Source organism: Streptomyces sp. NPDC090994, assembly GCF_044768905.1.
Lineage (GTDB): Bacteria > Actinomycetota > Actinomycetes > Streptomycetales > Streptomycetaceae > Streptomyces.
Window position 1 is genome coordinate 425166 of record NZ_JBIVWS010000005.1, and the last position, 15787, is coordinate 440952.

Annotated in this window: 11 protein-coding genes and 1 pseudogene; 10 read left to right on the plus strand and 2 right to left on the minus strand. The window is 71.3% G+C overall.

The features are described from left to right. Positions 1-207: 207 nt before the first annotated feature. A complete protein-coding gene (locus tag ACIQR3_RS14800; protein WP_403538360.1) occupies positions 208-345 on the minus strand; it encodes a hypothetical protein in 138 nt (45 codons plus the stop codon). A gap of 22 nt (positions 346-367) precedes the next feature. On the opposite strand from ACIQR3_RS14800, the gene ACIQR3_RS14805 reads away from it, so the two are divergent. From ACIQR3_RS14805 to ACIQR3_RS14820, 4 genes are all read left to right on the plus strand, one after another. Further along, positions 368-778 carry a hypothetical protein gene (locus tag ACIQR3_RS14805; protein WP_403538361.1) on the plus strand — a complete coding sequence of 137 codons (411 nt, stop codon included), beginning with the start codon at positions 368-370 and terminating at the stop codon, positions 776-778. Beyond that, the gene (locus ACIQR3_RS14810; RefSeq protein WP_403538363.1) at positions 768-4766 is read left to right on the plus strand and encodes an RICIN domain-containing protein; all 3999 of its coding nucleotides are present in this window, start codon (positions 768-770) and stop codon (positions 4764-4766) included. Before ACIQR3_RS14805 ends, ACIQR3_RS14810 begins: the two co-directional genes overlap by 11 nt. Positions 4767-4781: 15 nt before the next feature. Then, on the plus strand, positions 4782-5069 hold the full coding sequence (locus ACIQR3_RS14815; protein WP_403538364.1) for a hypothetical protein: 288 nt from the start codon (positions 4782-4784) through the stop codon (positions 5067-5069). An 82-nt stretch (positions 5070-5151) separates the two neighbouring features. Beyond that, positions 5152-5472, plus strand: a complete 321-nt coding sequence (locus ACIQR3_RS14820) for a hypothetical protein (RefSeq protein ID WP_403538365.1) — start codon at positions 5152-5154, stop codon at positions 5470-5472. A gap of 90 nt (positions 5473-5562) precedes the next feature. Here the strand turns inward: ACIQR3_RS14820 and ACIQR3_RS14825 are convergent, their stop codons facing one another. Further along, on the minus strand, positions 5563-5715 hold the full coding sequence (locus ACIQR3_RS14825; protein ID WP_403538367.1) for a hypothetical protein: 153 nt from the start codon (positions 5713-5715) through the stop codon (positions 5563-5565). A 21-nt stretch (positions 5716-5736) separates the two neighbouring features. Here ACIQR3_RS14825 and ACIQR3_RS14830 point away from each other — a divergent pair. The 6 genes and pseudogenes from ACIQR3_RS14830 to ACIQR3_RS14855 all read left to right on the plus strand — a co-directional run. Continuing rightward, positions 5737-6435, plus strand: a pseudogene (locus ACIQR3_RS14830) (IS5 family transposase); the annotation flags it as partial. Positions 6436-7070: 635 nt separating this feature from the next. Next, entirely contained in the window at positions 7071-8468 is a 1398-nt protein-coding gene (locus ACIQR3_RS14835; RefSeq protein ID WP_403538369.1) for an ABC transporter substrate-binding protein, read from the plus strand. A gap of 4 nt (positions 8469-8472) precedes the next feature. Further along, on the plus strand, positions 8473-9819 hold the full coding sequence (locus ACIQR3_RS14840; RefSeq protein ID WP_403538370.1) for a carbohydrate ABC transporter permease: 1347 nt from the start codon (positions 8473-8475) through the stop codon (positions 9817-9819). Then, positions 9816-10694, plus strand: coding sequence for a carbohydrate ABC transporter permease (locus tag ACIQR3_RS14845; protein WP_403538372.1), 879 nt, complete (start codon positions 9816-9818; stop codon positions 10692-10694). The genes ACIQR3_RS14840 and ACIQR3_RS14845 overlap by 4 nt, the downstream gene beginning before the upstream one ends. Before the next feature lie 152 nt (positions 10695-10846). Next, positions 10847-13258, plus strand: a complete 2412-nt coding sequence (locus ACIQR3_RS14850) for a CDP-glycerol glycerophosphotransferase family protein (RefSeq protein ID WP_403538374.1) — start codon at positions 10847-10849, stop codon at positions 13256-13258. A 303-nt stretch (positions 13259-13561) separates the two neighbouring features. Continuing rightward, the gene (locus ACIQR3_RS14855; RefSeq protein WP_403538375.1) at positions 13562-15784 is read left to right on the plus strand and encodes a CDP-glycerol glycerophosphotransferase family protein; all 2223 of its coding nucleotides are present in this window, start codon (positions 13562-13564) and stop codon (positions 15782-15784) included. Positions 15785-15787: the final 3 nt, after the last annotated feature.

Sequence of the window (15787 nt, forward strand, 5' to 3'; positions counted from 1 at the left end):
TGGGCCGATCTTGGGCCGTGCGTGAATGGGCCGCCGCGCCCGGCCGGGCCGACCACCGGGCCGGTGCGCGACTGAAGGGCGGCAGGGGGGGCGCCGACACGAAAGTGGGGGCTTCGTCGCGCCGGGGGACACGCCGTCAGGGCGCGCCTCGACGGGCACCGACGGACGGCTTTCCGTATCCGAGCGGGGCCTTCCCGGCCGCTTCCATCAGCGACGGAAGGACTCATCCGTGCGTTTCAGACGCTCCACCAGATCGCCCGACAGATCGCCCGACAGATCGCCCGGCGGTCCGTCCGGCAGAGGCAGGTCCACCCGTTCCCGGCGGTTCCTGTCGGGTTCGCTCATCCCCCTGCTGGCCGTCGGCGCGGTGCTCGCGGGACTGCTCGGCCCCGAGTCCCCGGCCGCGGGCCGACTGCCCGACAGCGGCCTGGTCGCCGACAGTTACGACGGTTTCGACGCCGAGGCCGCCGAGCAGTTGCGGCAGGACCAGTGCTTGATGGCCGACGCGCTGCGGGTCGGCGGTTCCGAGATGAGCGCTCTCGCGCAGGCCGGCCTGAACCAGAGCCCCGAGCAGCTCCGTGTCACGGCGAACCGCGAGTACTGGACCGACACGCCGCTGGCTGCCGCGTACGTCAAGGACCGGGAGCTGATCGACCAGGAGATGGCGACGCTGGATCCGCGGCTGGAGGCCTGGGAGGACGTGCTGTCCCCCCCTGTCCTTCCCCGGCGGATTCAAGAGCTACGTCGACTTCTACTGGCCGCCCGGTGTGTCCGATGACGGCCCGACGTACTTCGGGCAGGTCGGATACTCGAAGTGGCTGGGCGAGCAGTGGTGGAGGTCGGAATCCGACCTCTATGAAGATCCTTCCGCCCAGGCTGACGAGGCCACCATCAAGGCGGTCACGGACCTGGGCACCCCGCTGTACGGGGACGCCGTGTACGACCCGTCGATGTCGAACGACGAGTGGGAACTGGCCATCGAGCAGGAGCATGCCTTCGACGCCCTGATCGCCGGCGTCTTCGGAGGAGACATGCGCGCGGACGACGCCCGCATGTTCCTGTCCGCCGGCGGCTTCCCGAGCACCGCTCCGGACCCGGACAGCCCCGAGTTCCGCATCGCGGTCGAGGATCTGAAGACCCGGTTCGCGGCCTGCACCTGGACCAATCCCATCGATCCGGCCAAGGTGCTGGGCCAGGAGGTGGCAACCGCCTCCGCGGAGTGGCAGCAGGAGATCACCGCGCAGGCCGGTCAGCGCAACGAGATCATCGACGCCAACCGGGACGCCACCAAGGCGCTGGCCGCGGGCGCGAAAGCGCTGGGGGAGATGCTGGGCCAGTCCTGGGTCGCCGACCACCTCACCCGCTGGCAGGACTACTGGTCGGCCGGTGGGCCCGGCTGGATCGGTGACAGTCCGCTGATCGTGCACATCCACGCGGCGTCCGACAAGTGCCTGGAAGTGGGCGGCAACTCCAAGGCCGACGGCGCGGTCGTGCAGATGTACACCTGCAACGGCGGTGCCAACCAGGACTGGCGGATCGACGGCAACGCCCTGGTCAACGTCAACTCCGACAAGTGCCTGGACGTCAAGAGCTCCGGCACCGCCAACGGCACCGTCGTCCAGCAGTGGACGTGCAACCAGAGTGGCGCCCAGCAGTGGGAGTACACCGCCCACGCCACGACCACGCTGAAGAACAAGGGCACCGGCAAGTGCCTGGACATGCACACGTACGCCAACAGCCAGGACGCCTGGATGTGGACGTGCAACGACACCGATCCTCAGAAGTTCGACCTGGTGCCCGACGGTCACAACGGCACGGACGACTTGGACTATCCGACGTCGGACCAGTTCAGCAAGGCGGCCACGGGCATGGCGCAGGCCAGGGCCATGGCGGCGGTTCAGCTCTCCGTGATTCAGAGGCAGGCGCAGGCGGCGAGTGTCGCGGCCACCGAGACCGACCAGTCCTTGCAGGCGGCGTACGACATCGCCGACCGTGACGGTGTCCCGCGGGGCCGGGCGCTGCTCGTCGGGCAGCAGAAAGCGCAGGTGACCAAAGCCTCGGCCGCCGCGCTGAACGCGATGGTCAAGGCCGGTGAGACCGCGTTGGCGGCCACCAAGGCCGCCGCCGCGGACAGCGCGACCATCACGGCCCGCGCGGTGACCCAGGCCGCCGAGTCGCAGGCGGCGTTCCGCACCGCCGCCGCCGAGGCCGCCAAGGAACAGGCCAAGGCCGCCGCCGAGGGAGCCGCCGCGCAGGCGGAGACCGCCCGCAAGGCCCGGGACACGGCCAAGGCCAAGCTGGCCGAGACCCAGGAAGCCGAGGCCGACGCGAAGGCCGCCGCGGCCGATGCGCACGCCAAGCGGCTGGACGCGGAGAAGGAGGAGGCCACCGCCAAGGCGGAGAAGGAGACAGCCGCGCAGAAGCAGGCCGAGGCCGCCGAACACCGGGCCAACGCCGAGGAGTACAACTCACAGGCACAGGACGCCAAGCAGCGGGCCGAGGCCGCCGACGCCACCGCGTCGGAGAAACGCAAGGGCGCCGAGACCGCGCGCGACAGGGCCAAGGAACTGCGCGACGACGCCTGGGACGCCGAGCAGAAGGCCGACGCGGCCCGCGCCAAGGCCGACGCCAAGGAGGCCTACGCGCAGGCCTCGGAATCGGAGGACAACGCCCAGGAGGCGCGGCAGGCGGCCGACACCGCCGACGCCGCGGCCGACGACGCGGAAGCGGCGGCCGCCTCCGCCCGCTCCGAGGCGGACAAGGCGACCCAGGCGGCGGCCGACGCCGACGCCGCGGCCACCCGCGCCGAAGCCGCCGCCACCCGGGCCCGCGCCGACGCCGACGCGGCTCAGGCCGCGAAACTGAGGGCCGACGCGGCGGTGCGTACCGCGACCAGCGCCGCGGCGGACGCCATTGCGGCGTCCAAGGTGGCGGCCACGGCCGCCCGCACGGCGGTCGAGCTCGCCGACGAGGCCGAGCGGCACGCCGCCGACGCCAAGGCGCAGGCGGACGCCGCCAAGGCCGAGGCGGCCACGGCGATCAAGGGGTCCAACGAGGCCGCCGGACACGCCTACACCACCGCGCAGGCAGCCGCCGACGCCGGCAACGCGGCGGCCCAGGTCGCAGACCCGGCCAATGACGCCATCCAGCTCGGTTCGCCGTACATCACCACCGACTCGGCCGCCGGACTGGCCGTCCTGACCGGACAGTCCTCCAAGACGATCGCCGAACAGCAACTGGCCGTCGCCGAGGCCCACGCCAAGAACGCCGCGGAGGAAGCGGCCCAGGCGCAGAGCGTGGCCAACGCGGCCACCGGCGACGCGAAGGCGGCCTACACCCTGGCCGCCGAGGCCGCCGGTTACGCGGCCGACGCCCGCAAGTCTGCTCAGCAGGCGCTCGGTTACGCCGCCGAGGCGGCCTCGTACGCCTCCCAGGCGGCACAATCCCTCGCCCGCACCATCGAGTACGACCGACAGGCCACCGAGGACGCGACGGCGGCCGACGCGGCGGCCGGACGCGCCGAGGGATACGCGGCCGACGCCCGGGACTCCGCCGACGCGGCTGCCCTCGACGCGGAGGCCGCCCGTGCCGCGGCGGCCGAGGCGGAAGAAGCCGCCGAGGACGCCCGGGAGGCAGCCGACCACGCCGCCGCCGAAGCCGCGGCGGCCGAGGAAGCGGCCAAGGACGCCCAGGCGTACGCCGACTCCGCCCAGCAGGCGGCCGACGCGGCCGAAAAGGCTGAGAAGGCCCAGCAGATCGACACCGGCACAGTCGTTGACGGGTCCGGTGCACCCATCGGCGGCATGTTCTACGTCGTCGACCACATCGAGAAGACCGGCGATCCGCAGGTCATCAAGAAGACGGAAGGCTGCGACGGCTGGATCGACCAGCTCTTCTACACCGGTAACTGCACCATCACAGCGAAGATCACGTTCAAGGCAGCCATCGATCTGTACATGTGCACCACTCAGATCCTGGATGCCTCACTGTCCACATGTCCCTCCAGCGCAACGACATACCTGGGGGAATACCCGACCGAGGAACTCTCCACCGAGGTCGAGCACACCATCACGATCGCCGAGTACCAGGAGGGCGTCGATCCGATCGACATCCTCTTCGGCAGCTGGATCAAGTGCGCTCAGAAAGTCACTCCGGGGGGTGCGAGCGGTAGCTGGAGCGGATGCGCCTGGGCAGCCGTGGACGTCGCGACTCTGTTCGCGGGCAAGATCCTCCGACCCATCGCGGATGCCATCACAGCGGTGGACGCCTCCGCACGAACCGGTATCGGCTTCGTCGATGCGTGGAAGGGGCTGAAGGCTCTGCCGCTCGGCGAAGGCGTCGTCTCCGGCATCGCGAGCAAGATCAGGGAAGGGCTGCGGAAGAGCTGCACAGTTTCCACCAAGGCAGCGTCTGCACGGAGCGCGGTGAGCGCCGACGACGCGGACATGTGCATGCCTCCGCTGCTTGACGATGTCGGGGAGGACTACGTCCGCAGCAAGCATGTGGAAGGCGGCTCACTGGTCACATGGCAGAAAGGCGTGTTCGACGCGGACGTGGATCTCGACGAACTGGTCTACATGTCCGAGAGCGTCAAACCCGTCGGTCCCAACGCCGACGGTCACTACGAGCGGGTCGTCGATGCCGGACGGCTGATCGGCCTCACCTCTGAGCAGACTGGCAAGAAACCCACCTCATGGTTCCTGCTGTCGCAAGACAAGTGGGGAAGTGTCCGCACCATGTACCCGGTCGAAAAGCCGATTGGATGACTGAAAGGGAGTTCTTTGGAGATCCACCTGCAGAACAGTCAACACGAACGCGTGTCAGAAAAGGTGGGAGACGACCCCACGGGGAGTTTCCTCCTGCTATGCCGCGAGGCACCCGAGAACAGTGTCCTGCACGGAGTGCAGGCGATCGGTGACACGATGTTCAACGAACTGCAGTGCCAACGCCTCGTGGCCGAGCTGAGCGCCCTTCCTGAGACGCGTCTGACACAGGTGGTCCGCCGCGTCATGGAGATGGCGCGGCAGGCGGCTTCATGCCACGGATACCTGTACTTCACAGGAGACTGACACACCTCCTCGGGCAGGGGCAGGGCAGCGCACCGCCCCGCTCTTGCCCGACACTGGACAGTGCTAGAAAGGTGAGAGCCGTATGCCCCTTGTCATTTACGTGGAGGACCAGGTCCACGCGCGCATGGCCAAAACCCATGAGGACAGGAAGGAGACCTTCCTGTCCCTGTGCGAAGCGTCGCCCGAAGACAGCATGATGCGTTCGGTGAGCCGGTACGGCGACACGATGTTCAATGAGGCCCAGCTCGTGCGGTTCGTGGCCGAACTGAACGAGCTGCCCCCTGAGAAGCAGAACAGCACAGTGCGGAAGCTGGCAGCGGCGGCCGGGTTCGCGATCGCCTCACACGGCTACCTCTTCTTCGAAGGAACGGAACGCCAAAAAATGACGAGCCCAGCGAACTGACACTGCCATCAGGACGATCGGTTTCGCGATGCCGGACAGCGGGCCCAACTGCCCCAGATCCTTTGAGAAGTGATCCCGCGTCCGGGTTCGTCAGGTCAGTCCGAGGACGGTGAGGGGCCGCTGGTGGTCGCGGACGGTGCGGCGGGGGGCTGCGGCGATGTCGGTGTGGCCGTCCCGACGGTGGATATCGATGGCGAGGTCGCGCAGGCCGGCCATGACGCGGGGCAGGTTGCGGGTGCCCACCACGGCACTTCTCAGTGGTCGTTGATCGAGCCGGTGATCACCGCGTGGAAGGACCGGCACCGCTCGGTCAGCGGCCACCAGGGCGCCTACGACATGCGGGAGATCGTGAACGCGATCCTCTACCAGGGGCGGACCGGCCGCCGGTGGGCCTATCTCCCGCACGACCTGCCCCAGAAGAGCGCGACCTACTGCTGCTTCGCCGCCTGGCGGGACGACGGCACTGATCAGGTCATCCATGAACTCCTGCGTTGTCAGGTCCGTGAACGCGCCGCCGATGAGAGAACCCGACCCTGGTGGTCCTGGACACCCAGAGTGTCCACGTGGCCGCCGGGGTCCCCGCCACCACGAGTGGCCATGATCCGGTCAAGCGGGTGCCCGGCCGCAACGCGGCCTGGCCGTGGACGTCCTCGGCCAGGTCATCGCGGTCGTCGTCCTCGCCGCGAACACCCACGACAACGCCGTGGGCGTCGCCCTGCTGGACCAGGTCGCCGAGCACGCCGGCGGAAGCGTCCGCAAAGCCCTGGTCGACCAGGGCTTCAAGAACCAGGTCGTCACGCACGGCGCCGGCCTGGGCATCGACGTCGAGATCGTCCAACGCAACCCACAGGTCAAGGGTTCGTGCCGCAGCCGAAGCGGTGGAGGGTCGAGCAGACCTACGGGATCCTGATACTCCACCGGCGCCTGGTCCGCGACCACGAGCACCGCCCCTCCATGCCCGCTCTCGAAGCGATCTGTTCAGTCTTCGACGTGCGTGGTTATCCGTGAGGGCGCGCTCCGTAAGTTCTGGAATCCGTTCCGCCCGGGCCGGCAGATCCATGTGCCACAGATGTTTGCCGTGCATGTCCGGATCGTCGGAGAAGCACTCGGCATGGGCGCTTACCAGTGTGATCGCCATGTCCCGTTGTTGAAGCCGTTCCGCCGCACGAGCTTGCTCCACCCAGTCCACAGGACGAGTATCGCCTGTCGCCCCACAGGACAGCGCATTCGAAGTAACCGCTGATGGGCGCCTTACAAGGCATGTCACGGCCAAAAGCTTGCGAACCACCCACTCGAAAACCCTGCCAGCCGCCCCGCCTCGGACGCGAGTCGCGCGGCCCAGCAGCCGTCCCGGCCCCCAATCGGAGCACCAGAATGTCCTCCATCCGCCGCCAGCGGGTCGAGGGCACCTCAGAAAACCTCACCGACGGCCGTCCGTCCACTCCGGGCACTTCGGGTGCTCCAGACAGTCACGACGCGGTCACGATCCCCCGCCCCGCGCGGGACGCGCTCTTGCCGCCCTCACCCCCCTGGCGTACACCAGAGCGCACGGGACAGCGCACGACGTTCGACGAACGAGGTCGAAGGACGGGGCAGGGATGCGCACGAGCAGCACCACCGGCACCAACCGGGCACGGACACGGACCCGCAGAACCGCACGAGCCGCACGAGCCGCCGCGGCCGTCGTCGCGGGAGCCCTCGCCTTCTCGCTCACCGCGTGCGGGGGCGACGACGACAACGACGAGGGCGGCGCGGACAAGAACCCCGAGGAGACGGCGGCCACCGTCACCCTCCCGAAGCTGGACGGCGAGACCCTGGAGGTCGCCGCGGTCTGGACCGGGGACGAGCAGAAGAACTTCAAGCAGGTCCTGGCGGAGTTCGAGAAGCGCACCGGCGCCAAGGTGACCTTCGTGCCCGCCCAGGACCCGATCATCAACTTCCTCGGGTCGAAGATCGCGGGCGGCGCTCCGCCGGACATCGCGATGCTCCCGCAGCCCGGCGCCATCAAGCAGGCCGTCGACAAGGGCTGGGCCAAGCCGCTGGGCGCCGAGGCGCTCAAGGAGCTGGCGGAGAACTACTCCCAGGGCTGGCAGGACATCGGCAAGGTCGGCGACAAGCAGTACGGCGTCTACTACAAGGCCGCCAACAAGTCGCTGATCTGGTACAACGCGCAGGTCTTCGAGAACGCGGGCGCGGCCGAGCCCAAGACCTGGGACGAACTCCTCGACACCGCGCAGATGGTCTACGACTCCGGGGTCACCCCGTTCTCCGTCGGCGGCGCCGAAGGCTGGACCCTCACCGACTGGTTCGAGAACGTCTACCTCTCGCAGGCGGGTCCGGAGAAGTACGACCAGCTGGCGCAGCACGAGATCAAGTGGACGGACCCGTCGGTGAAGGAGGCGCTGACCACCCTCGCCGAGATCTGGGGGAAGAAGGACTACGTCGCGAGCGGCGCCCTCCAGACGGACTTCCCCGCCTCCGTGACGCAGACCTTCACCGGCGGCGACCAGCCCAAGGCCGGCATGGTCTACGAGGGCGACTTCGCGCAGGTCAACATCACGCAGACCAAGGCGGAGGTCGGCACCGACGCCAAGGTGTTCCCGTTCCCGGCCGTGGGCGACAGCGCGCCCGTGGTCTCCGGCGGCGACGCGGCCGTGATCCTGGAGGACTCGGAGGCGGCGCAGGCCCTGGCCACCTTCCTGGCCTCGCCGGACGCGGCGACGGTGCAGGCGAAACTGGGCGGGTACCTCTCGCCGAACAAGAACGTGGACGCGTCGGCGTACCCCAACGACGTGCAGCGCAAGATGGCCGAGGCGCTGATCGCGGCCGGTGACGACTTCCGCTTCGACATGTCCGACCAGGCGCCGCAGGCGTTCGGCGGCACGCCCGGCAAGGGCGAGTGGAAGGCGCTCCAGGACTTCCTGAGCGATCCGAAGGACGTCGCCGGCACCCAGCGGAAGCTGGAGGCGGACGCGGCGGCCGCCTACGGGGACTGACGCGATGGCGTCGACCGCGGCGGCGGGGGCCCCACCGGGCCCCTCCGCTCCCACCTCGCGCAAGAGCGTGACCGGTACGCGCAGGGCCGTGGCGGTGCTGTTCCTGCTGCCCGCCCTGGTGCTGCTCGGCGCGCTCGTGGTCTACCCGATCGGGTACTCGGTCATCCGCTCCTTCTACGACCAGTCCGGCGACGGCTTCGCCGGATTCGACAACTACCAGGCCCTGTTCACCGACGACGGCATCCGCACGGCGCTGAAGAACAACATCATCTGGGTCGTGTTCGCGCCCACGGTCGCCACCGCGCTCGGGCTGGTCTTCGCCGTACTGACCGAACGGGTGCGCTGGGGCACGGCATTCAAGCTGGTCGTCTTCATGCCGATGGCCATCTCGATGCTCGCCGCGGGCATCATCTTCCGCCTGGTGTACGACCAGGACCCGGAGAAGGGCGTCGCCAACGCGGTGTGGGTCGGGGTGCACGACACCTTCGCGCAGGCGTCGGCGTTCCCGAAGGCGCACCCGGGCCGCGAGTCGCCGCTGGAGGCGGCGGGCGGCGGCGCGTTCGTCACCAAGGAGGCCGTCGAGGCCGGTACGCCGGTCGCGCTGCCGCTCGTCGGGGTCGCGCCCGACCAGATGCCGGACGGCGCCGGGACGGCCGCGGCGCCGAGGACCGACCCGGCGAAGGTCACCGGCACCACCTGGCAGGACTTCACCCGCGGCAAGGGCGTCGGCACCCTCAACGAGGTCGACGGCGGCGAACTCGGGTACGCCGGGATGAAGATCGAGGCCGTGAAGGACGGGAAGGTCGTGGCGTCCACGACCGCCGCCGACGACGGCACCTTCACGCTGCCCGCCGCCGCCGACGGGGCTCAACTGCGGCTGCCCGCCGACAACTTCAAGGAGCCGTACAACGGCCTGGACTGGCTCGGCCCGTCCCTGGTCACCCCGGCCATCATCGGCTCGTACGTGTGGATGTGGGCCGGGTTCGCGATGGTGCTGATCGCGGCGGGGCTCGCGGGGGTGCCGCGGGAGCTGCTGGAGGCGGCGCGGGTGGACGGCGCCAACGAGTGGCAGGTGTTCCGCCGGATCACCGTGCCGATGCTGGCGCCGGTCCTCGCCGTCGTCACCGTCACCCTGATGATCAACGTGCTGAAGATCTTCGACCTGGTCTTCATCATCGCGCCCGGGTCCTCGCAGGACGACGCCAACGTCCTCGCACTGGAGCTGTACCGCAAGGGCTTCTCCGAGGACCAGCCGGGCATCGCGAGCGCGATCTCGGTGTTCCTGCTGCTGCTCGTCATCCCGGTGATGTGGTTCAACGTACGGCGGCTGCGGCGGGAGGTGCGGCGATGAGCGCGGAGTCGTTCACGAAACCCCGGCGGTCGCTGGGCTCCCGGCTCGCCGGAGGCGTCAGCGGCGGTCTGGTGCGGGTGGCCCTGATCGTCGTAGGACTGTTCTGGCTGGTCCCGACCATCGGGCTGCTGCTGTCCTCGCTGCGCAGTCCGGAGGACATGGCGGCCGAGGGCTGGTGGAAGGTGTTCAGCGAGCCGTCGCGGCTCACCTTCTCCGCCTACTCCGACCTGCTGGCCAACGGCGACATCACCGACTCGCTCGTCAACACCGTGCTGATCACGGTGCCGGCGACGGTCCTGGTGGTCGTCATCGGCTCGCTGGCGGGCTACGCGTTCGCGTGGATGGAGTTCCCGGGGCGCGACTGGTGGTTCCTCGGGGTGGTCGGGCTGCTGGTGGTGCCGGTGCAGGTGGCGCTGATCCCGATCGCCGAACTCTTCGGCTCCATCGGCCTGTTCGGGTCGCTGCTCGGTGTGATCCTGTTCCACGTCGGGTTCGGGCTGCCGTTCGCGGTGTTCCTGCTGCGGAACTTCTTCGCCGAGATCCCCCGGGAGCTGCTGGAGGCGGCCCGGCTCGACGGGGCCGGTGAACTGCGGCTGTTCACCCGGGTGGTGATGCCGCTGGGCGGGCCGGCCATCGCGAGCCTGGGCATCTTCCAGTTCCTGTGGGTGTGGAACGACATGCTGGTCGCGCTGATCTTCACCGACTCGGGGAACCAGCCGATCACGGTCGCGTTGCAGACGCAGGTACGGCAGTTCGGCAACAACGTCGACGTGCTGGCGCCCGGCGCGTTCATCTCGATGGTGGTCCCGCTGGTCGTGTTCTTCGCGTTCCAGCGGCAGTTCGTGTCCGGGGTGATGGCGGGCGCGGTCAAGTAGTCGACGTGTGTGCGGTGTTGGGGGCGGGCCGGGTGCGGTCCGCCCCCGGTCGTGGGTGCGGCCGTGGTCCCCCGAATGCCGCAGGCGGCGTAACCAAGTCACTCCATCGGCCGTTCCCGGGCCGAACGCCCGCGCCGACCCATGGATGTCCCGTGCCCAGGTTCAGTGTCATCGTCCCCGCCCACCAGGTCCAGGCGTACCTGCACGCGTGCCTGGAGTCGGTGCTCTCCCAGTCGTTCCCGGACCTCGAACTGATCGCGGTCGACGACGCCTCGCCGGACGCCTGCGGCGACATCATCGACGAGTTCGCCGCCCGCGACCCGCGCGTCAGACCCGTCCACCTGCCCGCCAACCAGGGCCTGGGCCCGGCCCGCAACGCCGGGATGTCCCAGGCCACCGGCGACTACCTGGTCTTCCTCGACGGCGACGACACCCTCACCCCGGGCGCGCTGCGGGCGATCGCCGACCGGCTGAAGGAGACCGGCGACCCGGACGTCCTCGTCTACGACTACGCGCGCACGTACTGGACCGGCGAGACCGTCCGCAACCAGGCCGCCGCCCGCCTCACCGAGGACGGCCCGGCCCCGTTCCGGCTGACCGACCGCCCCGGCCTGCTGAACCTGCTGATGGTGGCCTGGAACAAGACCTGCCGCCGGGAGTTCGTGGAACGCGCCGGCCTCTCCTTCCCGCCGGGCCTGTACGAGGACACCCCGTGGACGTACCCGGTGCTGATGCGGGCGGAGACGATCGCGACCCTGGACCTGGTCTGCGTGCACTACCGGCAGCGCCGCCGGGGCTCCATCCTGGGCACGCCCAGCGAACGCCACCTCGACGTCTTCGCCCAGTACGACCGGGTCTTCGCGTTCCTGGAGAGCGATCCGGAGCTGGCGCGCTGGCGGCCGGTGCTGTTCCGCCGGATGGCCGACCATCTGGCGGTGGTGTTCTCCCGGCGCGACCGCCTGCCGCGCGGCGTGCGCGCCGAGTTCCTGCGCCGGGCCCGCGCCCAGCTGCGCCGCTACCGCGTCCCCGGCGCCCCCGCCCCGTTGCCCGTCCGGCTGCGGCACGGCCTGCTCCGGCTGGGCCTGCACCGCACCTACCGGGCGCTGCGGCAGGCCTCGGCCGGATGCCGGCGGGTCCTCCGGATCGGCGCCAAGGCGTTGCGCGCCGTGCGCTCCGGAGTACTGCGCCTGCACTACCGGACGCAGCGGCTGCTCCCGCTGCGCGCCGACCGCGCGCTCTTCGCCGCGCACGCCGGGTACGTCGCGCAGGCCGGGTACGCCGGGCAGGCGAATGGCGGTCACGGCGGTCACGGCGACTACAGCGGTTGCGACGGCTACGGCGGGTACGGCGGCTACGGCTGCAACCCGGGCGCGCTGGAGGAGGCGTTCCGGTCCGTCGTGCCGCGGATCCGCACCGCCTGGGTGGCCGCCCCCGCGCTCCACCACACGGTGCCGCCCGGCCCGCGCCGCGTCTCCCCCGGCTCCGCCCGCCACCTCACCGAGCTGGCCCGCGCCAAGTACCTGGTGGACAACGCCCCCTTCGACCCGCGACTGGTCAAACGCCGGGGCCAGGTGCTGGTCCAGACGCAGGCCGGCACGCCGCTGGGCCACGAGGGACTGGACCGCCAGGAGCGCCCGGCCGCCGCCCGCTCCACCGACTTCGCGGCACTGCTGCGCGACGTCGACCGCTGGGACCACGTGCTCTCCGCCAACCGCCACTCCACCCTGACCTGGCAGCGCGTCCACCCCGGCGGCTACACGGTCGTGGAGTGCGGCCAGCCCCGTACCGACGTCTTCCACCGGGCGACGGCGGCGGACGTGGCCCGGCTGCGGGACGGGCTCGGCATCCCCGAGGACACGGTCGCCATCCTGTACGCGCCGGCCCGCCGCGACCACCGGCGCACCCAGCGCTTCCCCCTCGACCTGGAGCGCGTCGTGCGCCGCCTCGGCCCGCGCTTCGTGGTGCTGGCCCGGGGCGAGGCCGGACCGGGCCCCGGGGACGCCCCGCCCCCGGTCCCGCGCGCCGCCCGGGTCATCGACGTCACCGCTCATCCCCGGTTGCCGTCGCTCTGCCTGGCCTCGGACGTCCTGGTCACCGACTACGCGCCGCTGATGGTCGACTACGCGGTCCTGGACCGGCCGATCGTGCTGCACACCGAGGACCACCAGGCGTACGAGGCGGCCCGCGGCCTCTACATCGACCTGCGCGCCGTCCCGCCGGGCGTCAGCGCCCGCGACGAGGACGAGCTGATCGACGTCTTCGCCACCGGGCACTGGTGCGGATCGCGCGCCGCCCAGCTGCGGTCGGCGTTCCGCGAGCGGTTCTGCCCCTGGGACGACGGCCGGGCCGCCGAACGCGCCGTGCGCCGGATCGTGCTGGGGGAGCGCGCGCCGCTGCCGGTGGTACCCCTCGGCGCCCGCCGCCCCGTGCCCGCCCCGCCCCCGCGCACGCCCCTGGTCACCCTGCCGGGGCCGGCCGGTCCCGGCGACGCCGCCTCCACCTCCGCCCCCACCCCCACCTCCGGCGTCTTCCGGCCACGCCCGCCCCTCTCCGACCACCGCTGACCACTTCCGACCACCGCTGGCCCCCAGCACGACAGGCCACCCCCGAGCACCACTGGCCACCCCGAGCACCGCTGGCCACCCCCGACCACCGCCGACCGTCCCCGACCGTCCCCGATCGCTTTCCCCGGGAGTCCGTATGCCCCCCAGCCCGTCCCGGCCCGCTCCGACCCGCCCGCCCGGGCGGCGGCCGACGGGACGGCCCGGCCGCCGCGGCAGGGGCGGCGGCGCCTGAGACCGGGCGGCGGCGACCGCGTGACCGACGAAGCCAGAACAGCAGCACAGCACGACGACGGAGAGAGCAGCATGCCGCGCTTCAGCATCATCGTCCCGTCCCACGGGGTCGCGGGACGGTTGTCCCAGGCCCTGGACTCGGTGCTCGCCCAGTCCTTCGGCGACTTCGAGCTGATCCCGGTGTGCCGCACACCGGACTGCTCCGCGGCCGACGTGGCCGCCGCCCTCGCCGGGCGGGACTCCCGGGTGGCGCCCGTGCACTCCCCGCCGGCCGACGGCCTGGCCGGGGCGCGCAACACCGGCGCGCGGGCGGCGACCGGCGCGTACCTGCTGTTCCTCGACGGCGACGACGTCCTCGTCCCCGGCGCGCTCGCGGCGCTCGACGCCCGGCTGGCCCGGACCGGCGACGTCGACGTCCTCTACTTCGAGCACGAGCGCACCCCCTGGTGGGAGGGCGAACCGGCCAACCCGGCCGCCCCGCTCCTGACCGGCACGCCCGACGGTGCCTTCGCCCCCGACGCCGCGCCCCGGCTGACCGGCGTCCAGCTCCCGGCGTGGAGCGCCGCCTACCGCCGCGCCTTCCTCACCGAGCATCGGATCACCTTCCCCGACGGGCACTTCACGGACGTCGGCTTCGGCGGCCTGGTCGCCGCGGAGGCCGAGCGGATGGCGGTGCTGCGCTCCGTCGTCGTACGGCATCTGGTGCGGCGCCAGGGCAGCCGGCTCAACCGGCCCGGCGACCACCACGCCGAGCTGCTCGACCAGGTGGAACGGGTGCTGACCCGGGCCGCCGGGCCGGCCCTGTCCGACGTACGGCGCGCGGCGCTGTTCGAGCAGCTGTTCGCGGCGGTCCTGAAGACGGCCGCCCATCCGCGCCGGCTGCCGACCGGCCGGGCCGCGTTCTTCCGCCGGGCGAGCACGCTGTACGCCGCCCACCGCCCGGCCGGTTTCCAGGTGCCCGGCGGTAGCCTCGGGGTGCAGCACCGGCTGCTGGCCCGGGGGGCGTACGCGGCGTTCCGCGCGCTGCGGGGCGCCAACCGGACGCTGACGGCGGCGCGGGGCGCGCTGCCGTACCCGCGCGGCCTGCGCACCCGCCTGCTGTACCGCGCGCACCTGCTCCGCCCGCTCGACCCGAACCTCGCCGTCTACTGCGCGTACTGGGGCCGCGGCTACGCCTGCAATCCGGCCGCGATCCACGCCAAGGCCCGCGAACTCGCCCCGCACATCCGCTCGGTGTTCCTGGTGGAGGCCGGCCAGGAGCACACGCTGCCGCCGGACGTCGACCACGCGGTGATCGGCAGCCGCCGGTACTGGGAGGTGCTGGCCCGGGCGACGTACCTGGTCAACAACGCCAACTTCGCGGAGGGCGTGGTCAAGCGCCCCGGCAGCGTCCACCTCCAGACCCAGCACGGCACCCCGCTGAAGAAGATGGGCGTCGACCAGTCGACGTACCCGGTGGTGGCCGCGGCCACCGGCAGCTTCGGCAAGCTGCTGGGCCGGGTGGACCGCTGGGACTTCAATCTCTCCTCGAACCGGCACTCCACCCAGATGTGGGAGCGCGCCTTCCCCGGCTCCTACGAGCACCTGGAGTACGGCTATCCGCGCAACGACGCCTACTACACGGCGACCGCCGACGACGTGGCGCGCGTCCGCGCGGAGCTGGGCGTCCCCGAGGGGGCGACGGCCGTGCTGTACGCGCCCACCCACCGCGACTGGGAGACCGGGTTCGGCGCCGGCGGCCTGGACCTGGCGGCGTTCTGCGAGGCGGCCGGCGAGAACGTGGTGGTGCTGCTGCGCGCCCACTACTTCTACGACCGGGGGGAGGCGCTGAGCAGCGGCGGCCGGATCATCGACGTGACCGCGCACCGCAGCGCCGAGGACGTCTGCCTGGCCGCCGACGCGCTGGTCACCGACTACTCGTCGATCATGTTCGACTACGCCAACCTGGACCGGCCCATCGTCATCCACGCCGACGACTGGGAGGTCTACCGGGAGACCCGCGGCGTCTACTTCGACCTGCTGGCCGAGCCGCCGGGGCCGGTCGCCCGCACCCCGGAGGAACTGGCCCGGATCTTCCGCGACGGCACCTGGGCGGACGCCGGGTCGGCCGCGCTGCGGGCCGCCTTCCGGGAGCGGTTCTGCGAGTTCGACGACGGGCGGGCCGCCGAGCGCGTGGTGCGCCGGGTGTTCCTGGGTGAGCCGCCGGAGGCGATCCCGCCGGTCGTCCCGCTCGCGGAGCGTACGCCGGCGCCCGCCGCCCCCGCCCCTTCGGTCTCCCTCACGCCCCTCTCGTAAGGA

What these genes read in the sequence shown, in the direction of transcription:
- ACIQR3_RS14800 (WP_403538360.1), bottom strand. Translation starts at nt 345, where the DNA reads ATGAGCGAACCCGACAGGAACCGCCGGGAACGGGTGGACCTGCCTCTG.
- ACIQR3_RS14820 (WP_403538365.1), top strand. Translation starts at nt 5,152, where the DNA reads ATGCCCCTTGTCATTTACGTGGAGGACCAGGTCCACGCGCGCATGGCC.
- ACIQR3_RS14835 (WP_403538369.1), top strand. Translation starts at nt 7,071, where the DNA reads ATGCGCACGAGCAGCACCACCGGCACCAACCGGGCACGGACACGGACC.
- ACIQR3_RS14840 (WP_403538370.1), top strand. Translation starts at nt 8,473, where the DNA reads ATGGCGTCGACCGCGGCGGCGGGGGCCCCACCGGGCCCCTCCGCTCCC.
- ACIQR3_RS14845 (WP_403538372.1), top strand. Translation starts at nt 9,816, where the DNA reads ATGAGCGCGGAGTCGTTCACGAAACCCCGGCGGTCGCTGGGCTCCCGG.
- ACIQR3_RS14855 (WP_403538375.1), top strand. Translation starts at nt 13,562, where the DNA reads ATGCCGCGCTTCAGCATCATCGTCCCGTCCCACGGGGTCGCGGGACGG.